The organism is Frigoribacterium sp. SL97, from assembly GCF_026625765.1.
GTDB lineage: Bacteria > Actinomycetota > Actinomycetes > Actinomycetales > Microbacteriaceae > Frigoribacterium.
Genome location: NZ_CP113062.1, coordinates 1,297,435 through 1,323,492, shown reverse-complemented (window position 1 = coordinate 1,323,492; position 26,058 = coordinate 1,297,435). Strand labels below are relative to the sequence as shown.

Sequence of the window (26,058 nt, the reverse complement as noted above, 5' to 3'; positions counted from 1 at the left end):
CACTCGGTGCTGCCGCGGGAGTGGTGGAATTGGCAGACACGCAGGATTTAGGTTCCTGTGCTTTCGAGCGTGAGGGTTCAAGTCCCTTCTCCCGCACACAGAGCGCCGTAACGACGTGCCCCCTCCCGCCAAGGTTCACGTCCCTTCTCCCGCACACAGAGCGCCGTCACGACGTGCCCCCTCCCGCCAGGGTTCACGTCCCTTCTCCCGCACAGATGACGACTTCGACGTGCTCCCTCCCGCCAGGGTTCACGTCCCTCCACCCGCACGGGTACCCTGAGCGAGACCGGCAGGCCGGCCACCACGACCGGAGAACACCCGATGCTGCCCCTCGTCTCCATCCCCTGGTTGAACCCCGAGTACCTGCTCACGTCCTTCGGACCGTGGGCCGTGCTCGGCGTCTGCCTGCTCGTCTTCGCCGAGACGGGCCTGCTGATCGGCTTCCTGTTCCCGGGTGACACGCTGTTGATCATCACGGGCATCCTCGCCGCGACGAACCCCGGCGCCCTCGGCCTGCCGATCTGGCTGATCGCGATCTTCATCAGCATCGCCGCGTTCGCCGGCGGCGAGCTCGGCTACCTCATCGGCCACAAGGTCGGCCCCCGCATCTTCGAGCGGAAGGAGAGCGGGCTGTTCAGCGTCGCGAACGTCAACCGCACGAACGCCTTCTTCGAGCGGTTCGGCCCGATGGCCGTCATCATCGCCCGGTTCGTCCCGGTGATCCGCACCTTCGCGCCGATCATGGCCGGAGTCGGCCACATGAGCTACCGGCGGTACTCGCTGTTCAACGCCGTCGGCGCCGTCGTCTGGGGCATGGGCATCACGTTGGCGGGCTTCGGCATCGGACACATCCCGCCCGTCGCGGACTTCGTCAGCTCGTACATCGACCTCATCCTGCTCGGGGCCGTGCTGGCGACGGTGATCCCCATCGCGATCCACTACTTCCACGGGGTGCACCAGGCCAAGAAGGCCGAGGCCTCGGGCGAGGTCGAGACGCCGCAGGTGTCGTCCGCGCCGCACGACGCCTGACCACCGCGGGCACCCAGGCGCCCGTCGGCCGATGGCCGAGGCCCCGAGGAGGCGCGCGCGGCTCAGTCCGCGAGCGCGGCCACCCGGGGCGCGATCGCCCGGAACGCCCGGGCGCGGTGACTGACGGCGTTCTTCTCGTCCGCCGTGAGCTCGGCCGCGCTGCGGCTCTCGCCCTCGGGGCGGAACACGGGGTCGTAACCGTGCCCGTTCGAGCCGACCCGCGCCTCCAGCACCTCGCCGTGCCATTCGCCGTACTCGACGTGCTCGACCCACGCGCTCGCGTCGGGCGGCCCGTCGGAGCCCTCGACACCGACGGCCGACGGCACGACGAGGGCGGCGGCGCACGAGAACCAGGCCGAGCGGTCGTCGGCACCGTCGAGCTCGGTCAGCAGCTTGTCGATGTTGTCGTCCGCGTCGCGGGTACCGGCGTAGCGCGCCGAGTGGATGCCGGGAGCCCCGCCCAGGGCCGCCGCCGAGATCCCGCTGTCGTCGGCGAGGGCGGGCAGCCCGGTGTGACGTGCTGCCGCACGCGCCTTGATCAGGGCGTTGGCCGCGAACGAGTCACCGTCCTCGACCGGCTCGGGGCCGTCGTAGGCGACCAGCTCGACGCCCGGCGCCGTCTCGGCGAGCAGCAGCCGGAGCTCGGCCACCTTGCCCTGGTTGTGCGTGGCGATGACGACACGGGTCATCGGCCGAGGGCCTCGCGCTGGAAGCGACTCAGGTCGACGGCGCCGGCGACGGCGAGGTCGAGCAACGAGTCGAGCTCGCGACGGTCGAACGGCGCGCCCTCGGCCGTGCCCTGCACCTCGACGAACGATCCGCTGCCCGTGACGACGACGTTCATGTCGGTCTCGGCCCGGACGTCCTCGACGTAGGCGAGGTCGAGCATCGGCTCGCCGTCGATGATGCCCACCGAGACGGCGGAGACGCTGTCGGTCAGGGGCGTGGCCTTCTGCCCGACGAACTTCTTCTCGCGCCCCCACTCGATCGCCTGGGCGAGGGCGACGTAGGCACCCGTGATGGCGGCGGTGCGGGTGCCGCCGTCCGCCTGCAGGACGTCGCAGTCGAGGACGATCGTGTTCTCTCCGAGGGCCTTGGTGTCGACCACGGCGCGGAGGCTGCGGCCGATCAGGCGCGAGATCTCGTGCGTGCGACCGCCGATCTTGCCCTTGACGCTCTCGCGGTCGTTGCGCGAGTTGGTGGCCCGGGGCAGCATCGCGTACTCGGCCGTGACCCAGCCCTTGCCCTTGCCGGTCAGCCAGCGGGGCACGCCGTTCGTGAAGGACGCCGTGCAGAGCACCTTCGTGCCGCCGAAGGTGATGAGGGCGCTGCCCTCGGCGTGGGCGCTCCACCCGGTCTCGATCGTGACGGGGCGCAGGTCGGTCGTGCTGCGCCCGTCGGCGCGGACGGTCGTGCTCGTGGTGTCGGTCATGGTGCCTTCTCTCGGCTGGGGATGGACGGGTGGCGGGCGGGGTCGTCGACCCCGCGGGCGCAGGAGGCGCGGGTCAGGTCCGCTCGACGGTGCGGAGGCCCGGGGGCAACTCGATCGCCCCCGTCTCGAGGTGCCCGACGCGCGAGACCTCGGGACCCAGGAACCGGCGGGCCAGGCGCAGGAACGACTTCTCGTCGGGCCCGGTCGCCTCGAACTCGTGGTGCGGCTCGCCCCGGTCGGTGCGCTCGAGCCCGTGCTGGACGAGGGTGCGGTAGACGTCGGCTGCCGTCTCTTCCGCGCTGGACACGAGACGGACGTCGGGGCCCACGACGTACTGGACGGCCGCCGACATGAGGGGGTAGTGCGTGCAGCCCAGGACGAGGGTGTCGATGCCGGCGTCGCGCAGCGGGGCGAGGTACCCCTCGGCGACTGCCCGCAGCTCGGGGCTCGACGTGTCGCCCGCCTCGACGAACTCGACGAAGCGGGGACAGGCCTGCGTGATCAGCTCGAGACCCGCGGCCGCCGCGAACGCGTCCTCGTAGGCGCGCGAGTTGATCGTGCCCTCGGTGCCGATGACGCCGATGCGGCCGTTGCGCGTCTGCTGCACCGCCGCGCGCACGGCGGGCTGGATCACCTCGACGACGGGGATGCCCGCGCCGATCGTGTACCGCTCCCGGGCGTCGCGCAGCACCGCGGACGAGGCGGTGTTGCAGGCGATGACCAGCAACTTGACACCCTGGGCGACGAGGTCGTCCATCACGGCGAGGGCGTAGCCGCGCACCTGGGCGATCGGCTTCGGCCCGTACGGCGAATGGGCCGTGTCGCCGACGTACCGGATCGACTCGTGGGGCAGCTGGTCGATGATCGCCCTCGACACGGTCAGCCCGCCGACGCCGCTGTCGAAGACTCCGATGGGTGCGTCCGTCACGACCACGAAGCCTACCCGGCGCGAGCCGCGACCCCCTCGACGACCGGGCGAGCCTAGGCTGGCGGGGTGACCAGCGCGCTGTTGACCGACCGGTACGAGCTCACCATGGTGGAGGCCGCCCTCAAGGCGGGCACGGCCCACCGCGACAGCGTGTTCGAGGTGTTCGCGCGACGTCTGCCCGAGGGGCGGCGCTACGGCATCGTCGCGGGCACCGGTCGGTTCCTCGAGCTGCTCGCCGACTTCCGGTTCGGCGACGACGAGGTGGCCTGGCTGCGCGAGGCGGGGGTCGTGGACGCGACGACCGCCGACTGGCTGGCCGACTACCGGTTCTCGGGCGACATCTGGGGTTACGCCGAGGGCGAGGTCTACCTGCCGGGGTCGCCGCTGCTGGTCATCCAGTCGACCTTCGCCGAGGCCGTGCTGCTCGAGACCCTGGCGCTGAGCGTCTTCAACTACGACTCGGCCGTGGCCAGCGCGGCGGCACGCATGGTCTCGGCCGCCGACGGTCGCCCGCTCGCCGAGATGGGCTCACGGCGGACGGGCGAACGCAGCGCCGTGGCCGCTGCCCGGGCCGCCTACATCGCGGGCTTCGGTGCCACGAGCAACCTCGAGGCCGGCCGGTCGTGGGGCGTCCCGACGATGGGCACCGCCGCCCACGCGTTCACCCTGTTGCACGACACCGAAGAGGACGCCTTCCGCGCCCAGGTCGACACCTTGGGGCCGGGCACCACCCTGCTCGTCGACACCTACGACATCCCCGAAGCCGTGGCCACGGCCGTCCGGGTCGCCGGGCCGTCGCTCGGGGCCGTGCGCATCGACAGCGGCGACCTGCCGTCGCTGGTGGGCCAGGTCCGCACTCAGCTCGACGAGCTCGGCGCGACGGCGGCGAAGATCACCGTCACGAACGACCTGGACGAGTACACGATCGCCGCCCTGCGCGCGGCCCCGGTCGACTCGTTCGGCGTCGGCACCTCGGTCGTCTCGGGATCGGGCCACCCGGCCGCCGGCATGGTCTTCAAACTGGTCGCCCGTCGCGGCGACGACGGCGAGTGGGTCTCCGTGGCGAAGAAGTCGGCCGACAAGGCCTCCGTGGGTGGACGGAAGTCCCCCGTGCGCGTCATCGTGGACGGGGTCGCCACCCGCGAACTCATCCGCGTCGGGTCGTCGGAGACGGCGTCCGGTGAACGGTCGCTGCACGTCCCGCTCGTCACGGCCGGCGAGATCGACGCCCGGCACACCGGGCCGGAGGGTGTCGCTCGCGCGCGCCTCCACCGAGCCGCGGCCGTGGCCGAGCTACCCGACCAGGCGCTGCGGCTCGGTCGTGGCGAGCCGGTCGTGCCGACCGTCTACGCGTGATCAGGCGCCGAGCTCACTCGGACGTCATCTTCTCGTAGATCTCTTTGCAGGTCGGGCACACCGGGAACTTCTCGGGGTCGCGACCGGGCGTCCATTTCTTGCCGCAGAGCGCCTTGACGGGCTTGCCGCTCAACGCGGACTCCATGATCTTGTCCTTCTTCACGTAGTGCGAGAAGCGCTCGTGGTCGCCCGGGTCGATCGCCTCGTCGTTCAGGAGCTTCTCGAGCTCGCGGTCCATGACGTCGAGGCCGCCGCCCGTCTGCGTGTCAGTCATGCAGACATCGTACGTCGACCTCGGCTCAGCTGCGGAGGGCGAACGCCAGCAGCTCGGGAGCCCGCCGCGAGAAGACCCGGGCACCCAGGGCGACACCCGCGACCAGCACGACGAGTCCGATGCCGACGCCGAGGACCAGCGCCCACGTGCCACCCGCGGGGTAGCCCGTGATGAGCCCGCGACCGGCGAACCAGAGGGCGGGTGCGGTGGCGAGGACGGCTCCCCCGATCATGACGGTCTGGGCCCAGGCCGCGGTCGCGCCGTTCGACTGCGGCTGCTGGAACGGGTCGTCGTGCGGTCGGACCGTGGCGTACGGCAGGAGGGCCGACACCAGGCTCGAGAGACCGAGGCCGCTGAGGAGGAAGCCGGCGCTGACCCCCAGCTCGGACGGCAGGGCCTGCCAGTCGCCGAACAACCAGGTGGCGACGACCGAGCCGAGCACCACGAGCGGGACGCCGATCAGCAGAGGAGGCGCGAGTCGACCCACCCGGTCCGCCAGACCCCGCGTGTCGGACGCCACGTGCATCCAGAGCGCCGTGCTGTCGTAGGCCACGTCGTTGTGCGGCAGGAACCCCAGGATCAGGCACATGATCGGCACCGGGACGAGGGCCAGCCAGTTCCAGCTGACACCCGCGATGCCGAGGGGGACGACGAGCAACGGGAGGAACGGGATGATGACGAGCGACATGCGGTAGCGGGCGTCGCGCATCCAGTAGGTGAGGCTGCGGCCCGCCACGGCTCCGGTCGGCGAGGCCCTGACGTACTCGAACCACCCGAGTCCGTCGCCGTCGTCGACCTCCTCGGGCTCGGGTCGGTCGACGAACGCGCGCGCGACGAGTGCCCGCCAGGCGAGCCAGAGCGCCACGAGCGTGACGGCGGCGATGGCGACGTCGGCCACGACGCGACCGGTCTGACCTGCGGCGACGTGACCGGGGAGCGCCAGCGCGGCTCCGAAGGGCGTCCAGGCGAGGGCGTCCGCGACCACGCCGGTGCCCGAACGGCCGGGCAGCGAGAGACGGACGAGGTCGACGACCACGGGCACGGCGAGCAGCACGACGAGCACGGCACCGACGAGTGCGAGTTCGCGACCGCGACGGGAGGTCAGGACGACGCTGTTCAGCGTCGAGGCCACGAGGGCCAACAACAGCGCGGTGACGCCGGCGACGAGTGCCCCCACGACCGCGACGGCGGCGACGCCGGTGCCCTCGCCCCAGGCCCGGACGTACCCGGTCGAGAGGACCAGCAGGGCCAGCGTGGGGAGTCCGACCGCGGCACCGAGCGCGAGTCCGATCGCCGCCCGCCCCTCGGGCACGCCGAGGACGGCGAGGCGGCGGGGGTCGCTCCAGGCAGGACGGACCGTCGCGAAGGGGACGACGGCGAATCCGACCAGCAAGAGGGCTCCCCCGCCGACCGCGAGGGCGCGCACGTCGTCGAGGGGCGCATCACGCAGGCCGCTCACGAGGCTCGCGACCGCGATGGTCACGATCAGCACGGCCAGCACGGACGCCACGGCGACGGTCAGTCGGCGGGGCCCGAAGCGGACCGTGTTGCCGATCGTCTGGAGCCTCAGTCGGAGAAGTTCTGCAACCATTCCATGCCCTCCGTGACCGCGCGCCCGCCGGCGAGCTCGACGAACCGCTGCTCGAGGGAGCGTCCGGCCCGAACCTCGTCGACCGTGCCGCTGGCGAGCACGTGGCCGTCGACGATCACCGCGACGCTGTCGCAGATGCGCTCGACCAGGTCCATGCTGTGGCTCGAGAGCAGCACCGTCCCGCCCCCGGCCACGTAGCGCTGCAGGACGTCCGTCACGGTCGCGGCCGAGACGGGGTCGACCGATTCGAAGGGCTCGTCGAGGACGAGGACCCGGGGCGAGTGGATGATCGCGGCGGCCAGGGCGATCTTCTTCGTCATGCCCACGGAGTAGTCGCTGACGAGACGGCCGAGCGCGTCGTGGAGCCCGAACGCGGTGGCGAGGTCGGAGGAGCGCTTGCGCGCCGTGACGCCGTCGAGCCCCCGCAGGGTCGCGGAATAGTAGAGGAGCTGGGCACCCGTCAGCCGGTCGAAGAGCCGCAGGCGGTCGGGGAGGACGCCGAGGCTTCGCTTCGCCGCGGCCGGGTCTCGCCAGACGTCGGCCCCGAGGACGGTCACGGTGCCGGCGTCGGGACGCAGGAGGCCGGTCACGATCGACAGGGTCGTCGTCTTGCCGGCCCCGTTCGGACCGACGATGCCGTAGAACGACCCGGCCCGCACCTCGAGGTCGACGTTCTCGACGGCGACCGTGCCGCCGTAGCGCTTCATGAGCCCCGAGATCGACAGCACGACGGGCGCCTCGACGTCGACCTGGCGGGTCGGTCGGACGTCGCCCTCGCTGTCGAGGGCCTCGACGTCGCCGCCGTCGGCCTCGGGGACCTCGACGGTGGCCTCGTCGGCCGGGGCGGTCGCGCCGGCGGTCGTCGGTGCGTCGGCGGCGAGCGTGTCGTCCGGGGCGACCGCCGATTCCTCCTCGGCCGTCAGGGCGTCGCCGAAGTAGTCGTCGGCCGAGACGGGGACGACGACCGTACCGTCCGTCGTGGCACCCGCGTCGGCGAGTTCGGCGACGACCTCTTCTTCCGCGGCCTTCGCCGCCGCCTCGGCCCGGGCGCGCGCGTTCGCGGCACGGGTTGCTGCTGCCTTCTTGGCCGCCGCCGACCGGTCGGCGGCGGTGCGCTGCGAGGGTTTGCGGGGCGACGAGGGCTTCCGGGGTGCCGGGGGCTTGCGCGCGGTCGACGACTTCGTCACCGGGACGCGGGGCGTCGCGGCCTCCGTCGACTCAGCCGTCCCCTCGGCCACGTCCCCCGCGGTCGTCGAGTCGTCGTCCACTGTTTTCTCCCCCTGGTCGGACGCGCCCACCGCCCCGACCGTGTCGTCACCCGGTGTCGAGTCGGGGGCGATGTCACCCAATTCGTCCTCGCGCCGTCCAGCCATCGCCCCACCGTACCAAGGCCGCGACGCCGACCGGTCGACGGGTGACTCATATCACGAAACGGACACGCTTCGGGCACGGTCCCTGGCCGCTCCTGGCCCCATCGGGTAGTCTGCAACAGCACGACGACGTGTCCAGATCGATGCTCCGCGGTGAACACCGCTCGAACACGAGGCGAATCGCACCCAGAGACGGGTCCGGTCCGCACCGCCGGGGCCACCGCAGAGCCCGTCCCGCATGGGCTCGCCCCTTGTGAGGAGACCAGCGTGAGCAAGAACGACACGAACCACCGCCAGCAGATCGTCATCCTGGCCGCCGGGCTCGGCAGCCGCCTCGGCCGCTCGTTGCCCAAGGCACTGACCGAGCTCAACGACGGCCGCACCATCATGCAGCAACAGTTCGACAACATCCGGGACGCCTTCGGGCCCGACGCCCGGGTGACCGTCGTCGTGGGCTACAAGTTCGAGCACATCGTCGAGGCGTTCCCGTCGGCCTCGTTCGTCTACAACGAGATGTACGACCAGACCAACACGTCGAAGAGCCTGCTCCGCGCCCTGCGGGCCAGCGCCTCCGGTGGCGTCCTGTGGATGAACGGCGACGTCGTCTTCGACCCCACGGCCCTGACTCGCGCGGCCCGCCTGGTCCGCGACGACCAGTCGTTCGTCACCGTCAACACCTCGAAGGTGTCCGACGAAGAGGTCAAGTACACGACCGATGCCGAGGGCTACATCGCCGAGTTGTCCAAGCAGGTCAAGGGTGGTCTGGGCGAGGCCGTCGGCATCAACTTCGTGTCGAAGGCCGACAAGGCGACGCTCATGCACCAGCTCTCGAAGGTCGACAACCAGGACTACTTCGAGCGTGGCATCGAACTGGCCATCGGCCAGGACGGGCTACGCTTTGAGCCCGTGGACATCTCCGACCTCTACGCCGTCGAGGTCGACTTCGCCGAAGACCTCGAGCGCGCGAACCTGTTCGTCTGAACCGAGCCGTCTCCCGACGGCTGCGCGCCGGTGCCTGGTGTCCTGAACGAGAAGGACGTCCGTGAGCACTGACCTGGCCGAACGGCCCCGTCGTAGCGGCTTCGCGCGGTACCGACAGACGCTGTGGCTGCTGACGAGCCGCGACCTCAAGGTCCGGTACTCGACGTCGAAACTCGGCTACTTCTGGTCGATCCTCGACCCGCTCGTCATGTCGGGCATCTACTTCTTCGTCTTCTCGGTCGTCTTCAAGCGGTCGGTCGGCGACGAGCCGTACATCGTCTTCCTGCTCTCGGGCCTCCTGCCCTGGATGTGGTTCAACGGTGCGGTGTCCGACAGCACCCGGGCGTTCATCCGCGAGGCGAAGCTCGTCCGGTCGACCAAGATCCCCCGGACGATCTGGGTGTTCCGGCTCGTCGGCTCGAAGGGCATCGAGTTCGCCCTCAGCCTTCCCGTCCTGGCCTTGTTCGCCGTCGTAGGCGGCGCGCACCTGCAGTGGCAGGTGGTGTTCTTCCCCTTGGCCATGGTCATGCAGACCGTGCTCGTCGCCGGGGTGGGGCTGATCGTCGCGCCGCTCGTCGTGTTCTTCCGCGACCTGGAGCGCGCCACGAAGCTCGCCCTCCGGTTCGCCTTCTACGCCTCGCCCATCATCTACGGCACCCAGGACCTCCCCGAGAGCCTCCACCTGCTGGCGGCGTTCAACCCGCTGAGCGGCATCTTCGGCCTCTACCGGTCGGCGTTCTTCCCGGAGCAGTTCGACCTCACCGAGGTGCTCGTCGGTGGAGGCGTGTGCGTCGTGGTCCTGGCGGTCGGGCTGCTCGTCTTCCGAGCCAGCGAACGTGCCGTCCTGAAGGAGATCTGATGACCGTCACCGGACCTCGCCCCGTGATCCGCGTCGACGGGGTCGGAATCCGCTTCCGCCGCAACCGACGTGGCCGACGGTCGTTCAAGGACCTCTTCGCCGACAGCGGCAGGCGGTCGCGGCCGGGCGAGTTCTGGGCGTTGCGCGACATCAGCTTCGAGGTGCAGCCGGGCGAGGCCATCGGCGTCGTGGGACGCAACGGCCAGGGCAAGTCCACGTTGCTGAAGCTGGTGGCCGAGGTGATCCTGCCCGACACCGGCACCGTCGAGGTGACGGGCGGCGTCGCGCCGCTCATCGAGATCACCGGTGGCTTCGTCGCCGACCTCACCGTCCGGGAGAACGTGTACCTGACCGCCGGCCTGCACGGCATGTCCCGCCCCGAGATCGACCGGCGATTCGACGAGATCATCGAGTTCGCCGAGATCGGCGACTTCGTCGACACGCCCTACAAACACCTCTCGAGCGGCATGAAGGTCCGCATCGCCTTCGCCGTCATCTCTCGGCTCGAGGAGCCCGTCGTGCTGGTCGACGAGGTGCTCGCCGTGGGCGACAAGGCGTTCCGTGAGAAGTGCTACGCCCGGATCGGCGAGATGCTCGCCGACGGTCGGACGCTCTTCCTCGTGTCGCACAACGAACGCGACCTCAAACGGTTCTGCCGACGGGGCCTCTACCTCGACAAGGGCGCCCTGGTGTTCGACGGCCCCCTCGACGACGCCCTGGCCCGGTACGCCACCGATCACCCTCCCCGCCCCTCGGCGTAGGGTCGAGGCGTGCCCGAACGCAGTCAGTCCCACAGCCCCGACCACGACGCCTCGACGGCGGACGGACGACTCGTCGCCCGTGACGCCGGGAACTCGACCGAGTACCACTACCAGACGTCCGCGCCCGACAGGTCCGAGGACACCGCCTGGGTGCGCCGTCTCGACAAGCTGCTGGCCGTCCAACGTCCGGTGGTCGTCAAGCACGTCGCCACGCTGCGCCGTCGGCACAAGAAGGCGACGCCACAGAAGCTGATCACCATCCTCGAACGCGAGTACCTCGCCGCGGTGACGACCGGCGGGGCCGCCGTCGGGGCCAGCGCCGTGATCCCCGGTGTCGGCTGGGGCGTGTCGTTGGCCCTCTCGGGTGTCGAGACCGCGGGCTTCCTCGAGGCGAGCGCCCTCTTCGCGCAGTCCGTGACCGAGGTCCACGGCATCGCCGTCTCGGACCCCGACCGCGCCCGGGCCCTCGTCATGGCGATGCTGCTTGGCGGCCCGGGTGCCAGCCTCGTCCGACAGTTCGCGGGCGAGGCCATGGGGACGGCCCCGGCCAGGACCGCGTTCTGGGGTGAGCTCGTGACCTCGAAACTCCCCAAGGCGGCCATGAGTGGCCTGACCGACACGATCCGCAAGCAGTTCATCCGACGGTTCGCGGCGTCGCAGGGGGCTTCGGTCCTCGGCAGGGCCCTTCCGTTCGGCATCGGTGCCGTCGTGGGAGGGACGGGCAACCACCTCCTCGGACGCAAGGTCGTCACGACGGCCCGCACGGCGTTCGGTGCGGCCCCTGCCGAATTCCCCCTCGACCTGTCGCTCTGACCGTTCCCCTCGCCAGGGCGACCCGGCGTCCGCGAGGCGGCCACGCGGGCCTCGCGCGAGGCGGCGACCCGTCCCGCGACGGGTCCTCCCCAGTCAGCCGTCGTCCACAAGAACGCGCGTCGACCCGCGTCGGTCGCTCCTAGGGTCGACGACATGACGACGTCGACCCTTGCCTACACCGTCCCCTTCAGCCTCGACCGCTCCCGCGCACCCCGCGTCTACCGGCTGGTCAACGACTCCCCCGAGACCGTGACGGGCGTCAGGGTCACCCTCGTGGGCACCGGGCTCCTCGTCCCCGTCGCGACCACCCGACTCGACCCCGCCCAGTCCGTCGACCTCTGCGTGCTAGGCGTCGAACTGAGCCGGAGTGCGATCGCCGTCGTGCGATGGTTCCGGCCCGGCGGCGACGAGTACCTCTGGCGGTTCAGTTTCTGAGCCTGGTCGACGGAACCCTGGCCGACGAGCCCTTCCCGTGAGGTGGCGGGTCAGCTGCTGAGCCGAGCGCGTCTCTCGGCGACGTAGTCCGCAGCCGTGAAGGCCTCGAGGACGGGCGGCAGGTGATCGGCCCCGAGGTCGGTGACCAGCACGCCCGGGTCGACCCCGAGCACGACGGCGAGACGGACGATCGTGTGCAACACGGGGTTGCCGATGCCGCGCTCGATCTTTCCGTAGTTGGACACGTTCATGCCCGCCAGGTGCGCCACCTCGTCCTGGCTCAGCCCGAGGCGCAGACGCTCGTCACGGATGCGTTCTCCGAAGAGGCGGGCGGCGGCGGACGTCGGTTCAGGCATGCCTCATGGATACGCTGCTCAGCGTCTGACATCCAGAGTCCACGGCACCGAGACATGAAAGCCCTGGTGCCTCAGACCCCTCGCGTGCGGTGCCGGGGGTCAGAGGTCGGACGCCTCCGCGTCGCCGGCCTCCTGCTCGGCGTCGCCCGCCGAACCGGTCGAACGTGGGTCATCGGTCGACGGCCGGCGCGCCGCGTAGTCGTCACGCAGCTGCACGAGGCGCGCCACCGCGCTCTCGAACCGATGCGTGGCCGCTCCGGGCGACGTGTCACCGAAGTGACGACGGACCCAGTGCTCGAGGCGACCCCGCGCCTCCGGATCGTCGACGACCCGATCGACGAGGGCGACGATGTCGCCCGCACCGTCGGCCGTCAACCACTCGGCGTCACCGAGGTAGCCCGATTCGTCGACGTCGGCCTCGACGGCGACCGGACGGGTCACGACGAGGGGACGGCCCGTGGCCAGGCGGTCGTAGACCATCGCCGAGATGTCGGTCACGGCGACGTCGGCCGCGGCCAGTTGCCAGCCGAGCTCGGGCCCCACGTCGTGGACGTGGTGGGCGTCGGGATCACGCGCGTTCGCCTCGCCGAGGGCCCGGATGATCGCCTCGTGCGCCCGCCGGTACTCGGGATCGAGCACGCCGCTCCGCGGATGCGCCCGGTAGACGACCCGGTGACGCCCCGACGCCAGCAGAGCCCTGACGAGGGCGAGGCCGTGCGTCGCGATCGACCCGTACGCGGCCGCGGGACGGTCACCCTCCCAGGTCGGGGCGTAGAGCACGACGAGGCGGTCGTCGTCGGGGTACGGCACCTCGCCCGAGAAGTGGTCGGCCTGCGGGCGGCCGATGGGCACGGCGCGCTTCTCGAGGTCGTAGTCCCAGAGCTTGGCGGCGAGGCGGTCCTTGGCGGCGTCGCCCGCGACGAAGGCGTAGTCGTAGGCCTTGAACTGGTTCGTCGTCATGTACATCTTGTCGCTCTCGCCGTGGTTGACGAAGACGTGCCACATGCGGCCGTACCGCATCATCTGGAAGTTCTTGGCGTTCTGGTTGACGTACAGGGTCAGGGCCAGCGGCTGAGCGGCGACGAAGTCCTCGAGGTCGGCCACCTTGCGGGCGTAGACCAGCGGCACCGGGCTCTCGTCGAGCATGGTCACCATGGTGCCCGGCGAACGGACGACGATGGCGACGGGGAAGGTCTCGGCCAGGTGGGCGAGAGGCGCGTACCACTGGCGGATCTGGTACATGTTGACGGCCGTGTCGGCGAAGTACACGGCGACGCGCACGGTGCCCGGAGCCGGCGTCACCGCGACCCGCGGGTCGCGCTCGAGCCGACGTCGACTGCTGCGTGAACGGACGGCACGGCGGGCGAGGCTCCAGGCGAGCCCCAGGTCTCGGGTCAGCGGCACATGCCCTCCTCGGGTCGGTCCGTCACCCGATCGGCGCCGGACCCCGGAAAGCCTAGAGGACCGGAGGTCGACCGGCCCTGGACATGCGGAGGACCGTTACCCAACCGATGGACCGTCGACCGCCCGGCGCCTCTCGCCACCCCTCCACCCAGCCCGCGAACCAGGGCCGCAGGCGCTGCGGGGTGCGTGCCCAGCGCAGCAGCTGGACCCCGGTCCAGGACGCGACGTAGACGGGGACCAACGGCCAGGGCAGGTTGCGCTTGGCGAGCCAGACCCGGTTCCGGGCGTTCAGACGGTAGTAGTCCGCGTGGCGCGCCGGGTCGATGGCCGGGTGGTTCGCCACGAGCGAGCCCTCGTACCAGGTGCGCCTGCCCTGGGCCCAGACCCGCCACGCCAGCTCGATGCCCTCGTGCGCGTAGAAGTACGGCTCCCCCCAGCCGGTGCAGGCGTCGAAGACGTCGCGGGGCAGCAGGGTGGCCCCCTCCCAGACGGAGAACACGTCGCTCGAGCGGCGAGGGTCGCCCTTGCGCAGTCGAGGCGTCCAGCGGCGGGGGTTCGCGGCGCCGTCGGGGTCCACGACCCGCGGCTGCAGGAGCCCGATCTCGGGTCGGGCCCGCATCAACGCGACGGCGTCGGCGAGGAACCGCTCGGAGGGCAGGCTCGCGTCGTCGTCGAGGAAGAAGATCCACTCGCCCGAGACCGCTTCGGCTCCTCGGTTGCGGCCGGCGGGGATGCCCACGTTCTCGGCGAGTTCGAGCAGACGGACCCCGGTCGGGACCTCGACCTCGGCGGTCGCGGCGTCTCGTCCGTTCACCACGCAGACGACGTCCAGCTCGACGTCGCGCTGGGCCAGCATCGTGGCCAATCCCCGAGCCAGGTCGCGCGGACGTCGCCCCTGGGTCAGGCTCACGACTCCGACCCGGGGCCGGACCTCGCTCAGGAGCGCACCCGCTTCGACGCCATGATGGCGACGAAGTGGCCGACCAACGCCAGCACCGACAGCGGGAGCAGGGCGACGAGCAGGACGCGGTCGGCGGTGACACCGCCCACGACGAGGCCGACGATCGCGGCCAGGAAGACGAGCATCGTCAGCTCGACCGAGTGGTACAGCCGATGGAACGGCACGAAGCGCGCGGCGCTGCGCAGTCGGGACAGGAGGCGCCCGCTCGGTTGGGTCGCGCCTCCTCGTTTGTCTTCGAGCCGGGCGAGGCCCGCGTTCGCCCGGGCGACGTGGACCATGTCGTTGAGGGCCTTGTTGAGCACGATCACGAGGGCCAGGGCGAAGCCGGCGGTCGTCCAGAGGAAGTCGTCCGGGGTCTCGAAGGGGAATCCGGCGGCACGGACGCCCAGCACGATCGGGATGAGCGCCTCGGTCGAGTAGTGGCCGACCTTGTCGAGGAAGACCCCGGCCGGCGAACTCGTTCCGCGCCAGCGGGCCACCTCGCCGTCACAGCAGTCGACGAGCATCTGCAGCTGGCCCAGCACGAGGGCGAGCAGGGCACCGGTGATGCCCGGCACGAGCAGCGACAGGGCGGTGCACCAGCCGACGAGGATCATCAACCCGGTCACGCCGTTCGCCGAGACGCTGGTCTTGAGCAGCCACCAGGTCAGGTAGGGCGAGACGTCGCGCAGGTACAGCGAGGCCGTCCAGTGCTCGGCGTTCGCGCGGCTGCGCACCTCGGGCGGCTGGGCGACGCGTCGCAGCTCGGCGATCGAGCTCGGTCTGGTGGGCAGCGCGGTCATCGGCGGCTACCTTCCGGTCTGGGCGGTGATGTTCTTCGTGAGGTCGAGGAAGCCGAGCACGAAGCCGACGCCCCACCCGAAGTGGATGGAAGGCAAGACTACGAGAAACCAGAGCCGGGTGCGGAGGTCGTCGCCGCGGGCGGCGAGCAGAGCGGCCGCGAGCACGAAGACGACGTAGACACCGGGTACGACGAGGGCGAGCGTGGCCCACCCGAGGGCGGTGCCGAGGGCGAGGCCGACCAGGCCGGTCAGGCCGACCACCAGGCCGAGCGCCACGCCGAGCACCATGGCGGGAGGGACCAGGTACCGCACGGTGTTCGCCTTGGGGAAGCGTCGGGCCAGTTCGCCCCGCCAGAGCCCGGTGGCGACGAACTGGCGCGCCAGCTTGCGCAGGCTCGGTCGCGGACGGTAGGTCACCACGAGCCGCGGGGTGAACCAGACAATGCCGCCCGTGGCCCGGAGCCGGCGGTTGAGCTCCCAGTCCTGACCGCGCTTGACGCCCTCGTCGAAGAGGCCGACCTCGATCAGACGGTGCCGCAGGAACACCCCCAGGTAGGCCGTGTCGGTCGGCCCCTCGGCCCCACCGACGTGGTGCGGCGTCCCACCGAGGCCGACCCGACTGCCGTAGGCGCGGGCGACGGCCTTTTCGAAGGGGGTGCGCCCGACGGCGGCCATGATGCCGCCCACGTTGTCGGCCCCGCTGCGTTCGAGGGTCTCGACCGCGATGCGCGTGTAGTCGCGAGGCAGCACCGAGTGGGCGTCGACGCGGACCGTGACGGGGTGGACCGAAGCCCGGATGGCCACGTTGAGCCCGGCAGGCGTCGAACCGACGGGGTTGGGGATGCTGCGGACACGCGGGTCGGCAGTCGACATCTCGGCCACGACCTCGTTCGTGCGGTCGACGCTCGGACCCAGGGCCAGGATCACCTCGAACGGGCCTTCGTAGTCCTGGTCGAGCAGGCTCTCGACCGCCGCCCGGATCTCGTGCTCTTCGTTGAGGACGGGCATGACGTACGAGACACCGGGTCGGGTGGCGTCGCCTGCTTGCATGGATCGCGTTCCTCGGGCTCGTGAGCGCCGGGGAGGCGCGGGTCGGGACTGCGGACGGCCGCAGGGATCGTGGCGAGCTTAGCAACACCCCAACGGGGGTCGGGACGCCGTCGCGTCCCGACCCCCGCCGCACCGACCGGGCAGAGCCTCAGGAGGTCAAGGTGTCGAGGGTCACCTTCGTGGTGTCGGTCTTCCCGTCCCGGACGTAGGTGAGGTCGGCCGTCGCGCCACCGGCGAGGAACCGGACCTGCGCCGTGAGGTCCGTCCGGTCGCTGATCGGCACGCCGTTGAACTCGGTCACGACGTCGCCCTGCCGCAGGCCGGCGTTCTGCGCCGCACCACCAGGGCTCAGCTGGACGATGAGCGCCCCGACCCGGGTGGCGGCCGCGTCGCTCGTGGCGTCGTTCACGCTGGCGCCGAGGAGGCCGTGGCTGGCCTTCCCGTTCGCCATGATCTCTTTGGCGACGCGCTGCACGAGGTTCGACGGCACCGAGAACCCGACGCCGATGCTGCCGGACGATTCTCCGGAACTGGCGATGGCGACGTTGAGGCCGATCAGCTCTCCTTGCGAGTCGAGCAGCGCACCGCCCGAGTTGCCCGGGTTGATGGACGCGTCGGTCTGGATGACCGGCAGCGAGATGACCGAGCTGGCCTGGTTCTGCGTGCCGCCGTCCCCGTTGTTGAAGGAGAAGGGCCCCTGGCCGTTGTTGTCGTTCTGCTGGCCCTGGTCGCTGCCGTCCGTCGGGGCGGCCGAGGACTGCACGGTGATGCTGCGGTTGAGGGTCGAGACGATGCCGTCGGTCACCGTGTTCGACAGACCGAGCGGTGCGCCGATGGCCACGGCGGTGTCGCCGACGTTCAGCTCCGACGAGTCGGCGAAGGCGATGGGGGTGAGCCCGGTCGCGTCGACCTTCAGCACGGCGAGGTCGACGGTGGGGTCGAGGCCCACGACCTCGGCCGGCAGGATGCTGCCGTCGCTGAGCGTGACGGTGACGGAACCCGACGCACTCGCCCCGTCGAGGGTGACGACGTGCGTGTTCGTGACGATGTAGCCGTCGTCGCTCAGGATGACGCCCGAGCCGGTGCCGCCGGACTCGCCCGCCGTCACGTTGATCGTGACGACCGACTTCGTGGCCTTCGCCGCCACCGCCGTGACGACCGTCGCGTCGTCGTAGTCGTTGACCGTCAGGTCTCGCGACTGACCCGTGGCCGAGACGCCGGCCCCGGAGTCGCGGGACAGCACCGCGGCGACGCCGCCGCCCGCCGCGCCTCCGACGAGGACGCCGACCAGGAGGGCCGCCGCGACGGACCCCGCACCACGCCGGCTCTTCTTCGGTTTCTCCGCAGGCGCCCGCCAACCAGCCGCTGCGTACGAGTTCGTCGTGTCGTACGCGAACGCCGACGGGTCGGAGTCCGGCTGCCGATAGGGGTCGGTCCCGGCCTGCTGGTAGGAGGACGGCTGCTGGTACGACCCGGGTTGCTGGTAGGAGGACGGCTGCTGGTACGAACCGGGCTGCTGGTAGGAACCGGGTTGCTGAGGGTCCCCGGACTGCTGGTACGAACCCATCTGCTGGTACGAAGCGGGCTGCTGGTAGGGACCCGCCTGCTGGTGAGACGACGGATGCGGGAACGAGCCGGGTCGAGGCTGCGAGTCGTCGTTCCGGCGCCCGTCGGGGCCGGACTCGAACTCGCCCGCTCGCGGCGTGCTGCCGGGGAGAGGCGGAGCACCGTAGGTGACGCCCTGGTCCGCCGGGTACGGCGTCGTGGGCTGGGCACCGTCGTTCGTGGCCCGGTCGTCGCCCGGGACGCCCTGCGAACCGGCGGCGGTGCCCTCGGGCGTGCGCGGTGCGCCGTCGTCGGCGTCGTCGTGGCGGGGGGTGTCGGTCATGGTGCTCCTTCCAAGCCCTGACAGCCTGGTCGCCCAAGCTGGGCGGATCATACGGCGAGCCTGTGAGCGGACTGCGCCCAGCTTATGCGGCGGCTGGACGGGACCTCCCCCGAGCCCCTCCAGCGCGGCTACGGTGACGGGATCATGACTCCTCAAGCACCCTGGCAACGCGCGGCGAGCGGCGCCATGCTCCTCGACGGCGCCGGTCGACTCGCCCCGACCATATTCGCCGAGATGTCGGCGCTCGCCACGGCGACGGACAGCATCAACCTCGGGCAGGGGTACCCCGACGAGGACGGCCCGGTCGAGGTCCTCGAGGCGGCGCACGAGGCACTGCGCTCGGGCCTCAACCAGTACCCGCCGGGCCGGGGCATGCCCGTCCTCCTCGACGCCGTCGCCGCCCACCAGAGGCGGTTCTACGGCATCGACCTCGATCCGCGACGCGAGGTGCTCGTGACCGCGGGGGCGACCGAGGCGCTGGCGGCCACGATCCTGGCCTTCGTCGACCGCGGTGACGAGGTGGTGACGCTCGAGCCCTTCTACGATGCCTACGGAGCCGTCATCGGGCTCGCGGGCGGCGTCCACGTCACCGTCCCGCTCCGGGGTCCGGACTCGGTCGTCGACCCGGACGAACTGCGGCGGGCCTTCGGACCGCGCACCCGCCTCGTCGTGCTGAACGACCCGCACAACCCCACGGGCAGCGTCCTCGACGACGCGACCAGGCGCCTCCTGCTCGAACTCGCCGTCGAGCACGACGCGCTCGTCGTCACCGACGAGGTCTACGAGCACCTGCTCTTCGACGGAGCGGCACACGTGCCGTTCGCCACTCTGCCCGGAGCGGCGGCCCGGACGATCAGCATCTCGTCGGGAGGCAAGACCTTCAACACGACGGGGTGGAAGATCGGCTGGCTGACCGGTCCGGCCGAACTCGTCGACCGCATCGTCGCCGTCAAGCAGTACCTGACCTTCGTGAACGGCTCGGTCTTCCAGCCCGCGATCGCCGTCGGACTCGGACTTCCCGACGCCTACTTCGACGGGATCGCTCGCACGCTGGCCCACAAGCGAGACGTGCTGTCGGACGGGCTGCGTCGGGCCGGCTTCGCGGTGCGCGCGAGCCGCGGCTCGTACTTCGTGGTCGCCGACGCCGCTCCGCTGGGGTTCGACGACGCGGCCGAGCTCTGCCGGCGCCTCCCGGAATCGGTCGGAGTCGTCGGGTTGCCGATCAGCGCCTTCTGCCACCCGGCGCTCGCCGCCGAGCAGTCGTCCCTCGTCCGCTTCGCCTTCTGCAAGCGCGTCGAGGTGCTCGAGCAGGCCGCGGCCCGACTCGCGTCACTCTCGGTCTGAGCGCTCCGTGGAGGTCTCGCCGGCCCCCACGCGGCGCGGGACCACGTCGTACCGACGCAGGGCCAGGGACGGGTTCAGGCGCCGCACGGCGGCGATCCGGTCGGCCGAGACCCCGGCCACTGCCATGACGTCGACCTCGTCCCCGACCGAGGCGACGGCCACGCCCGTCGGGTCGACGATCGTGCTGCAGCCCACGCCGATCGGCGGTGCGTGGTCCGCGGCGGCGACGTACACGGTGTTCTCGAGCGCACGAGCGGTCAGGAGGGTCGTCCAGTGGTGCTGCTTGAGCGGCCCGCGCACCCATTCGGCCGGCATCAGGACGACGTCGGCCCCGGCGTCGACGAGCGTCCGCGTGACCTCGGGGAACCGCAGGTCGTAGCAGGTCTGCAGACCGAAGACGAGCCCGCCGACCTCGAAGGTCGCGGCGACGGCCAACGGGCCCGGCACGATCCACCGGGACTCCTGCCCACCGAACGCGTCGTAGAGGTGCTGCTTCGAGTAGCGGGCGACGACGCCCCGACCGGGCGCCACGGCCACGAGCAGGTTCTCGAACCGGGCCGGGTCGGGCGAGACGGCGACGAGGCCGGCGACGACCACGACGCCGAGCCGGTCGGCCAGCGCGGTCAGATGGCGCACGAAGGGCCCGTCCGTGGGTTCCGCGGCCTCGAGGTACGCCGGGCCCAGGTCGGGGGAAAAATACGACGAGTACTCAGGGAAGACCGCCACCTGTGCTCCGCGGCGGACCGCCTCCTCGGTGAGGTCCGTGATGGTCCGCCGGTTGCTCGCCGGGTCGTCGCCGGGTGCGGTCTGCACGACCGCGACGACGACCTCGGGTGTCCTGCCGGCGCTCATCGCGCCCACCGCCCCGCCACCTGGGCGGCGGCCTCGCCCACCCAGTAGGAGGCGCGGGTCGTGGACTCGGCGACGCCCCCGGCCACCTGCGTGGTCGAGACGGCGTCCGCGAAGCCGTCCGCAGGCGCGTCGACCGCACCGGCGACGAGGACGACCGGTACTCCGACGGCGTCGGCCATCCGACGCACGAGCGACACGGTCTTCCCGGCGGCGGTCTGACCGTCGAACGATCCTTCTCCGGTGACGACGACGTCACCGTGGGCCAGGGCCTCGGCGAGACGGACCGTCTCGGCGACGGCGACCGCTCCGGGTTGCAGACGGGCACCCCAGGCGAGCAGACCGAAACCCGTTCCTCCTGCGGCCCCGGCCCCGGGCGTCGTGGGATCGACGTCGACGAGGCTCGCGAAACGCTCGAGACCCTGCTCGAGTGCGAGGACGTCGTCGACGGAGGCACCCTTCTGCGGCCCGAACACGGCCGCGGCACCGTCGGGACCGAGCAGGGGGCTGTCGACGTCGACCAACAGCGTGACGCCGTCGGGCGGGAGGGCGATGAGACCCGACAGATCGACCCGGGCGGCTGTCGTGAGGCCGTGGTTGCCCGAGGCGACGGGCTCCCCCAGGGAATCCACGATGCGGGCACCGAGGACCGTCAGAGCGCCCGCTCCCCCGTCCGTCGACGCGCTGCCTCCGAGGCCGACGACGAGTCGGGTGGCTCCGGCGTCGACGGCCGCACGGATGACGTCACCCAGGCCGCGGGTGTTCGCGTCGTGCGGCGCAGGTGAGCTCAGCAGGCCGAGCCCGCAGGACGAGGCGAGCTCGACGACGGCCGTACCGTCGGGCAGCGTGAGCCAGGGGGCGTCGACCGGGCGGCCGTCAGGGCCCTCCACGACGCTCTCGTGGCGGACGCTCCCGGGGCACGCCCGCTCGAACGCGTCGAGGGTGCCCTCGCCGCCGTCCGCCAAGGGCAGGGTGACGACGACGTCGTCCGGCCGTGATCGTGACCAGCCGGCAGCGAGGGCCGCCGCCACCTCTGGTGCGCCGAGGGATCCCTTGAACGAATCGGGCGCGATGACCACCCGGAGTCTCGACATGCCTCAACCTTGGCATGATCGGCGGCCGGGGCACAGACCCGATCACGCGCACGAGGACACGAAGAAGGCCCCGGTCATTCGACCGGGGCCTTCATCGTTCTTGTTGCGGGGGCAGGATTTGAACCTACGACCTCTGGGTTATGAGCCCAGCGAGCTACCGAACTGCTCCACCCCGCGGCACAAGAAATGACTCTAGCACGCCGTTCGGCCCCCGTCCAATCGAGCCACCGGAAGAGGCACCCACCACGCTGGATCGACGACGAACCCCCCTCCCGGCATGCCGGAAGGGGGGTCGACGATCACCGCTCGGGCCTACTGACCGCTGGCGGCGACCGCGTCCTCGAGCGCGGTCTGGAGGCGCGTGTCGGCTTCCGCCGCCGCGACCAGGTCGTTGTCGGCGTAGGCCGCGGCACGGTCGGTCAGGGCCTGCTGAGCGTCGGCCAGGGCCTGGTCGAGCGCCGCGTTGTCGGTACCCGATCCGGTGCCGCCGGTGTCGGGGGTCGCCGTGCCACCGTCGGTCGCTCCGTCGCCGGTGCCGGTGCCCGTGCCGTCGGTCCCGTCACCCGTGGTCGGCACGCCGTTGTCTCCGGCGGTCGCACCCGAGTTGCCGCCGAACAGCGAGTCGAGGGCGCCGTCGAGGGTGTCCTCGAAGGCGATCTTGTCTCCGAACGAGACCAGGATGCGCTGCAGGACCGGGTACGACGTCTCGGAGTTCGACTTCACGTAGATCGGCTGGACGTAGAGCAGACCACCGCCGACCGGCAGGGTCAGCAGGTTGCCTCGGACGACGCTCGTGTCACCCCGGGTGAGGAGAGCGAGCTGGTTGGCCACGGCCGTGTCGGTGTTGAAGTTGTTCTGCACCTGTCCGGGACCGGGCAGCGTGTCGGTGCGCGGCAGGGCCAGCAGCGTCAGCTTGCCGTAGTCCGACGAGATCTCGCCCGGCGTCGACCCGGCATCGGCATTCGCCGCGAGATAGCCCGTCAGCACGTTCCGGGCGTTCTCACCCGACTGTTGCGGGATGTACGTCGAGTAGATCGAGAACGCAGGGTCTTGATCGGGCAGCTGCAGCGTCAGGTAGTACGGAGGCTGCAACGGCGGGTTCTGGGCGTTGCTCGTCGGCTCGTTGGGCGTGACCCACGCGTCGTCGCTCGAGTAGAACGAGTCGGCGTCCGTCACGTGGTACGTGCCGAGGATCGCCCGCTGCACCTTGAACATGTCCTGCGGATAGCGGACGTGCTGGAGCAGTTCGGCCGACATGTCGCTCAGCGGCGACAGCGTGGAGGGGAAGATCTTGTCGTAGGTCTGCAGGATGGGGTCGCTGGTGTCCCACGCGTAGAGCTTGACCGAACCGTCGTACGCGTCGACCGTGGCCTTGACCGAGTTGCGGATGTAGTTGATGTTGTTCGAGGCGTACACCGGGCGGTCGTTGTACGTGTCGGCGATCGCGTCGGACAACGCCTGCGGCTTCGAGTACGGGTACTCGTTGGTCGTGGTGTAGCCGTCGACGATCCAGACGACCTTGCCGTCGACGACGGAGGGGTACGGCGCGCTGTCGATGGTGAGGTAGGGAGCGACCTTCTGGACGCGCTCGGTGGGGTCACGGTCGTAGAGGATCTGCGACTGGTCGTTCACCGCGTCGGACAGGAAGATCTGCTCGGACTGGAACTTGATGGCGTAGATGAGCTTCTTGAAGACGTTGTCGAGCTTGGGCCCACCGTCGCCCTCGAAGGTCGTCGTCTCGTTGGTGCCGTTGTCGTTGCTGCCCGACGGGTAGTCGAGCTCGATGTCGTTGCCGCCGTCGCCACCCACGATCGAGTAGGTGGGCGACTCCTGGCCGAAGTAGATTCGCGGTTCGTAGTCGCCGGCGTCGCCGAGGGCACCCGTCACCGGGATGCCGGACTCGAGGAAGACCGGCTGGCCGTCCGCCGACCGCTGGTTGCCGTAGGCCGCCACCACGCCGTAGCCGTGCGTGTAGACGAAGGTCGTGTTGTAGGGGGTCGCCGAGTTGCCGAGCTGCGAGGTGTTCAGCTCGCGCACGGCGATGACGGTGTCCTGCACGTTGCCGTCGATCGTGTACCGGTCGACCGCGAGCTGCTCGGGGAAGCTGTAGTACTGGCGGTACTGCTGCAGCTGGGCGAAGGCGTCGGTCACGAGAGCGGGGTCGATGATGCGGATGTTCGCGGTGGTGACGGCGTCACCGGCCAGGGCACCGGCCTCGGCGTCGGACTTCGCATCGTAGGTCTGCTCTTCGACGTCGGCCACGCCGTACGCCTCACGCGTCGCCTGGATGTTTCGCTCGATGTACGGCGACTCGACGGTCCGCTCGCTGGGCTCGACCGTGAAGCGCTGGACGATCCAGGGGTAGATGCCCCCGACGATGATGCTGATGATGATGAGCGCGGCCGTACCGATGACCGGGAGGCGCCAGCGGCCGACGATCGCGGTCACGATGAACAGGACGGCCACGACCACCGCGATCCCGGCCAGGATCTGCTTGCCGGGGATGCCCGCGTTGACGTCGGTGTACGTGGCACCCGTGAGGAGCTTGTTCGTTCCGTCGGACAGGGTCGCGTACTGGTCGAGCCAGAGGCTCACGCCCTGGAGGAGCAGGTAGACGGCGGCCGTGACGGCCAACTGGATGCGCGCGACCTTCGAGATGCGCACCTCGCGACCGGTGAAGCGCAGGGCACCGTAGAGGTAGCTGGTCGCGACGGCGGCGATGCCGGCGATGAGCACGACGGCCGAGGCGAAGCCGACCACGGCCTGGTAGAGCGGCAGCTCGAAGACGTAGAACCCGATGTCGAGCCCGAACTGCGCGTCTGTCTGACCGAAGGGGGTGCGGTTGATCCACTCGAGGACGGTCTGCCACTGCGTCGACGTGGCGATGCCGGCGAAGAGGCCGAGGACGGCGGGGACGCCGATGACGACGGCCCGGCGCAGGGGCTCGATGACCTGCTGGTAGCGGTCGAGCTGGGAGTTCAACTTGGCGTACACCGGCCGGAACCGGAAGGCCACCTCGATGCTGACGTACACCGGCACCGCCATGGCCACGAAGCCCACCGCGAACATCACGAGGCGGGAGATCCACTGTGTCGTGAGCACTCCCGTGAACCCGAGCTGCTGGTACCAGAGGTAGTCGGTCAGCAGCGACGAGAAGATGAAGAAGGCGATGACCAGGGCGGCGAGGACGGCCACCGTGACCAGGACGGGCAATCGGGGCGAGCGTCGTGCGGTTCGCGACGATGCGGGTGACGTCAAGGGTGGACTCCTGGCTGACGGGGACGTGGACGGCCATCCTACGTGTCGAGCCTGGCCGACTCAGCGTCCCCTTCTCAGCTTTGCGCGGGCTGCACGAACGCTATCGACCGGCCGTGCAGGTGGCCAGGGACGACGTGTCGCCGCCGTCCGCGACCGTCTCGAGCGCCGTGACCGCATCGTCCAACGTGGCGACCGAGTAGACGTCCAGCCCGGAGGGCACGTTCCCGACGACCTCGGAGCAGTTCGTGGACGGCGCCAGGAAGACGGTCGCCCCGGCGTCGCGAGCACCGTAGAGCTTCTGTCGGATGCCGCCGATGGCACCCACCTCGCCCGAGGCCGTGATCGTGCCCGTGCCCGCGACCTTCGCGCCGCCGGTGAGCTCGCCGGGTGTCGTCTTGTCGATGATGCCGAGCGCGAACATCATGCCGGCACTCGGTCCACCGACCTGGTCGAGCTTGAGCGTGACGTCGAAGGGATACGTGTAGTCCACGCTGACCCCGACGCCGAGGAGCGGCGTGCCGTCGACTTCTTGCGGGGTGACCTGCTCGGTCATGCTCGTCCCCGCGCGTTCGAGGACCACCTCCGCCGGCGTCGACGCCCCGTTCGCCGCCACCAGGCCGCGGAGGACGTCCACGTCCGCATCGGTGGCGAGACTGGTGCCGTTGACGCTGACCAGGACGTCTCCCTCGCGCAGGACGCCCTCGGCAGGGCTCCCCTCGGAGACCTGGCTGACGGTCACGGCGCTGGGGACGGCGTATCCCTCGTGGATCAGCGCCGCGGCGATCGCGGACTTCTGGGAGTTCTGCATGTCGACGGCGTTCTGTTCGTCGACCTGGTCGTTCGACACCCCCGACGGGTACACGGCCTCGACCGGGATGACCGAACGGCTACGGTCCGACCACGCGCGGACGACGTCGACCCAGCCCGGCCGGACGTCCTGGTTGCCCTGCACGCTCACGGTCAGCAGGTCGAGGGTGCCCGCGGTGGGGTAGGTCTCGTGGCCCGACACGGTGATCAGGGGTTGGGACGAACCCTCGTACTCGGCACTGCCCAGGGTGTCGAACACGGGGCCGGGCTGTTCGATCAGGTAGGGCCCCGGGAGGAGGCTCAGGACCACGGCCGAGACGACGGCGACACCCAGGAGGGGCCAGCCGAACCTACTCGCTCGGCGTGCTGACGAGGGGGCGGTGCGCGGGGGCGTGAAGAAGGCCACGGAGGGTCCTTTCGGGATCGGCCGGGGAGG

Annotated in this window: 24 protein-coding genes and 2 tRNA genes; 9 read left to right on the top strand and 17 right to left on the bottom strand. The window is 70.7% G+C overall.

The features are described 5' to 3' along the window. Positions 1-14 precede the first annotated feature (14 nt). Both OVA02_RS06355 and OVA02_RS06350 read left to right on the top strand, forming a co-directional pair. Positions 15-96: transfer RNA gene (locus OVA02_RS06355), tRNA-Leu, on the top strand. Positions 97-321: 225 nt separating this feature from the next. Next, a complete protein-coding gene (locus OVA02_RS06350) occupies positions 322-1,029 on the top strand; it encodes a DedA family protein (protein ID WP_056048583.1) in 708 nt (235 codons plus the stop codon). A gap of 62 nt (positions 1,030-1,091) precedes the next feature. On the opposite strand, the gene OVA02_RS06345 is transcribed toward OVA02_RS06350, so the two are convergent. From OVA02_RS06345 to murI, 3 genes are all read right to left on the bottom strand, one after another. Then, positions 1,092-1,718, bottom strand: coding sequence for a non-canonical purine NTP pyrophosphatase (locus OVA02_RS06345; RefSeq protein WP_267659442.1), 627 nt, complete (start codon positions 1,716-1,718; stop codon positions 1,092-1,094). Then, positions 1,715-2,461: a ribonuclease PH gene (gene rph / locus OVA02_RS06340; protein WP_043595412.1), complete on the bottom strand. Its 747-nt coding sequence runs from the start codon at positions 2,459-2,461 to the stop codon at positions 1,715-1,717. Before rph ends, OVA02_RS06345 begins: the two co-directional genes overlap by 4 nt. Before the next feature lie 73 nt (positions 2,462-2,534). Further along, positions 2,535-3,389, bottom strand: a complete 855-nt coding sequence (gene murI, locus OVA02_RS06335) for a glutamate racemase (protein WP_173152677.1) — start codon at positions 3,387-3,389, stop codon at positions 2,535-2,537. 105 nt (positions 3,390-3,494) lie between these two features. On the opposite strand from murI, the gene OVA02_RS06330 reads away from it, so the two are divergent. After that, positions 3,495-4,745, top strand: coding sequence for a nicotinate phosphoribosyltransferase (locus tag OVA02_RS06330; RefSeq protein WP_207114073.1), 1,251 nt, complete (start codon positions 3,495-3,497; stop codon positions 4,743-4,745). Positions 4,746-4,758: 13 nt separating this feature from the next. On the opposite strand, the gene OVA02_RS06325 is transcribed toward OVA02_RS06330, so the two are convergent. Genes OVA02_RS06325 through OVA02_RS06315 form a run of 3 tightly spaced genes read right to left on the bottom strand, consistent with a single transcriptional unit; the run spans position 4,759 to position 7,983 of the window. Continuing rightward, complete coding sequence (locus tag OVA02_RS06325; protein ID WP_043595414.1) at positions 4,759-5,019, bottom strand: DUF3039 domain-containing protein; 261 nt, start codon at positions 5,017-5,019, stop codon at positions 4,759-4,761. 25 nt (positions 5,020-5,044) lie between these two features. Continuing rightward, positions 5,045-6,610: an ABC transporter permease gene (locus tag OVA02_RS06320; protein ID WP_267659441.1), complete on the bottom strand. Its 1,566-nt coding sequence runs from the start codon at positions 6,608-6,610 to the stop codon at positions 5,045-5,047. Then, positions 6,586-7,983 carry an ABC transporter ATP-binding protein gene (locus OVA02_RS06315; RefSeq protein ID WP_267659440.1) on the bottom strand — a complete coding sequence of 466 codons (1,398 nt, stop codon included), beginning with the start codon at positions 7,981-7,983 and terminating at the stop codon, positions 6,586-6,588. Before OVA02_RS06315 ends, OVA02_RS06320 begins: the two co-directional genes overlap by 25 nt. 264 nt (positions 7,984-8,247) lie before the next feature. Between OVA02_RS06315 and OVA02_RS06310 the strand changes: the two genes are divergently transcribed. From OVA02_RS06310 to OVA02_RS06290, 5 genes are all read left to right on the top strand, one after another. Further along, positions 8,248-8,961 carry a phosphocholine cytidylyltransferase family protein gene (locus OVA02_RS06310; protein ID WP_267659439.1) on the top strand — a complete coding sequence of 238 codons (714 nt, stop codon included), beginning with the start codon at positions 8,248-8,250 and terminating at the stop codon, positions 8,959-8,961. 61 nt (positions 8,962-9,022) lie between these two features. Then, entirely contained in the window at positions 9,023-9,820 is a 798-nt protein-coding gene (locus OVA02_RS06305; RefSeq protein ID WP_267659438.1) for an ABC transporter permease, read from the top strand. After that, positions 9,820-10,581 (top strand): ABC transporter ATP-binding protein, encoded by a 762-nt coding sequence (locus OVA02_RS06300; protein WP_159827051.1) that lies wholly within the window; start codon positions 9,820-9,822, stop codon positions 10,579-10,581. Before OVA02_RS06305 ends, OVA02_RS06300 begins: the two co-directional genes overlap by 1 nt. Positions 10,582-10,590: 9 nt before the next feature. Continuing rightward, on the top strand, positions 10,591-11,394 hold the full coding sequence (locus OVA02_RS06295) for a hypothetical protein (protein ID WP_267659437.1): 804 nt from the start codon (positions 10,591-10,593) through the stop codon (positions 11,392-11,394). Positions 11,395-11,547: 153 nt separating this feature from the next. After that, entirely contained in the window at positions 11,548-11,829 is a 282-nt protein-coding gene (locus tag OVA02_RS06290) for a hypothetical protein (RefSeq protein WP_200412305.1), read from the top strand. A 50-nt stretch (positions 11,830-11,879) separates the two neighbouring features. On the opposite strand, the gene OVA02_RS06285 is transcribed toward OVA02_RS06290, so the two are convergent. The 6 genes from OVA02_RS06285 to OVA02_RS06260 all read right to left on the bottom strand — a co-directional run bounded on the left by OVA02_RS06285 (position 11,880) and on the right by OVA02_RS06260 (position 18,270). Beyond that, the gene (locus OVA02_RS06285; RefSeq protein ID WP_056048603.1) at positions 11,880-12,185 is read right to left on the bottom strand and encodes a helix-turn-helix domain-containing protein; all 306 of its coding nucleotides are present in this window, start codon (positions 12,183-12,185) and stop codon (positions 11,880-11,882) included. A gap of 99 nt (positions 12,186-12,284) precedes the next feature. Continuing rightward, entirely contained in the window at positions 12,285-13,589 is a 1,305-nt protein-coding gene (locus OVA02_RS06280; protein WP_267659436.1) for a CDP-glycerol glycerophosphotransferase family protein, read from the bottom strand. Positions 13,590-13,641: 52 nt separating this feature from the next. Then, a complete protein-coding gene (locus OVA02_RS06275) occupies positions 13,642-14,529 on the bottom strand; it encodes a glycosyltransferase family 2 protein (RefSeq protein ID WP_056048607.1) in 888 nt (295 codons plus the stop codon). Beyond that, complete coding sequence (locus OVA02_RS06270; RefSeq protein ID WP_056048611.1) at positions 14,526-15,332, bottom strand: CDP-alcohol phosphatidyltransferase family protein; 807 nt, start codon at positions 15,330-15,332, stop codon at positions 14,526-14,528. Before OVA02_RS06270 ends, OVA02_RS06275 begins: the two co-directional genes overlap by 4 nt. A 6-nt stretch (positions 15,333-15,338) precedes the next feature. Next, positions 15,339-16,382 carry a glycosyltransferase family 2 protein gene (locus tag OVA02_RS06265; protein ID WP_267659435.1) on the bottom strand — a complete coding sequence of 348 codons (1,044 nt, stop codon included), beginning with the start codon at positions 16,380-16,382 and terminating at the stop codon, positions 15,339-15,341. 148 nt (positions 16,383-16,530) lie between these two features. Continuing rightward, a complete protein-coding gene (locus tag OVA02_RS06260; protein ID WP_267659434.1) occupies positions 16,531-18,270 on the bottom strand; it encodes a S1C family serine protease in 1,740 nt (579 codons plus the stop codon). 144 nt (positions 18,271-18,414) lie between these two features. Here OVA02_RS06260 and OVA02_RS06255 point away from each other — a divergent pair, with 144 nt between their 5' ends. Continuing rightward, entirely contained in the window at positions 18,415-19,614 is a 1,200-nt protein-coding gene (locus OVA02_RS06255) for an aminotransferase class I/II-fold pyridoxal phosphate-dependent enzyme (protein WP_056049175.1), read from the top strand. Here OVA02_RS06255 and OVA02_RS06250 read toward each other — a convergent pair. From OVA02_RS06250 to OVA02_RS06230, 5 genes are all read right to left on the bottom strand, one after another. Next, positions 19,600-20,466 carry a carbon-nitrogen hydrolase family protein gene (locus OVA02_RS06250; RefSeq protein WP_267659433.1) on the bottom strand — a complete coding sequence of 289 codons (867 nt, stop codon included), beginning with the start codon at positions 20,464-20,466 and terminating at the stop codon, positions 19,600-19,602. The genes OVA02_RS06255 and OVA02_RS06250 overlap by 15 nt on opposite strands. After that, complete coding sequence (locus OVA02_RS06245; RefSeq protein ID WP_267659432.1) at positions 20,463-21,557, bottom strand: glycerate kinase; 1,095 nt, start codon at positions 21,555-21,557, stop codon at positions 20,463-20,465. The genes OVA02_RS06250 and OVA02_RS06245 overlap by 4 nt, the downstream gene beginning before the upstream one ends. 103 nt (positions 21,558-21,660) lie before the next feature. Beyond that, positions 21,661-21,734 (bottom strand) — tRNA-Met (locus OVA02_RS06240). A gap of 135 nt (positions 21,735-21,869) precedes the next feature. Continuing rightward, a complete protein-coding gene (locus OVA02_RS06235) occupies positions 21,870-24,761 on the bottom strand; it encodes a UPF0182 family protein (protein ID WP_056049181.1) in 2,892 nt (963 codons plus the stop codon). 154 nt (positions 24,762-24,915) lie between these two features. Next, positions 24,916-26,028 carry a PDZ domain-containing protein gene (locus OVA02_RS06230; RefSeq protein WP_267659430.1) on the bottom strand — a complete coding sequence of 371 codons (1,113 nt, stop codon included), beginning with the start codon at positions 26,026-26,028 and terminating at the stop codon, positions 24,916-24,918. Positions 26,029-26,058: the final 30 nt, after the last annotated feature.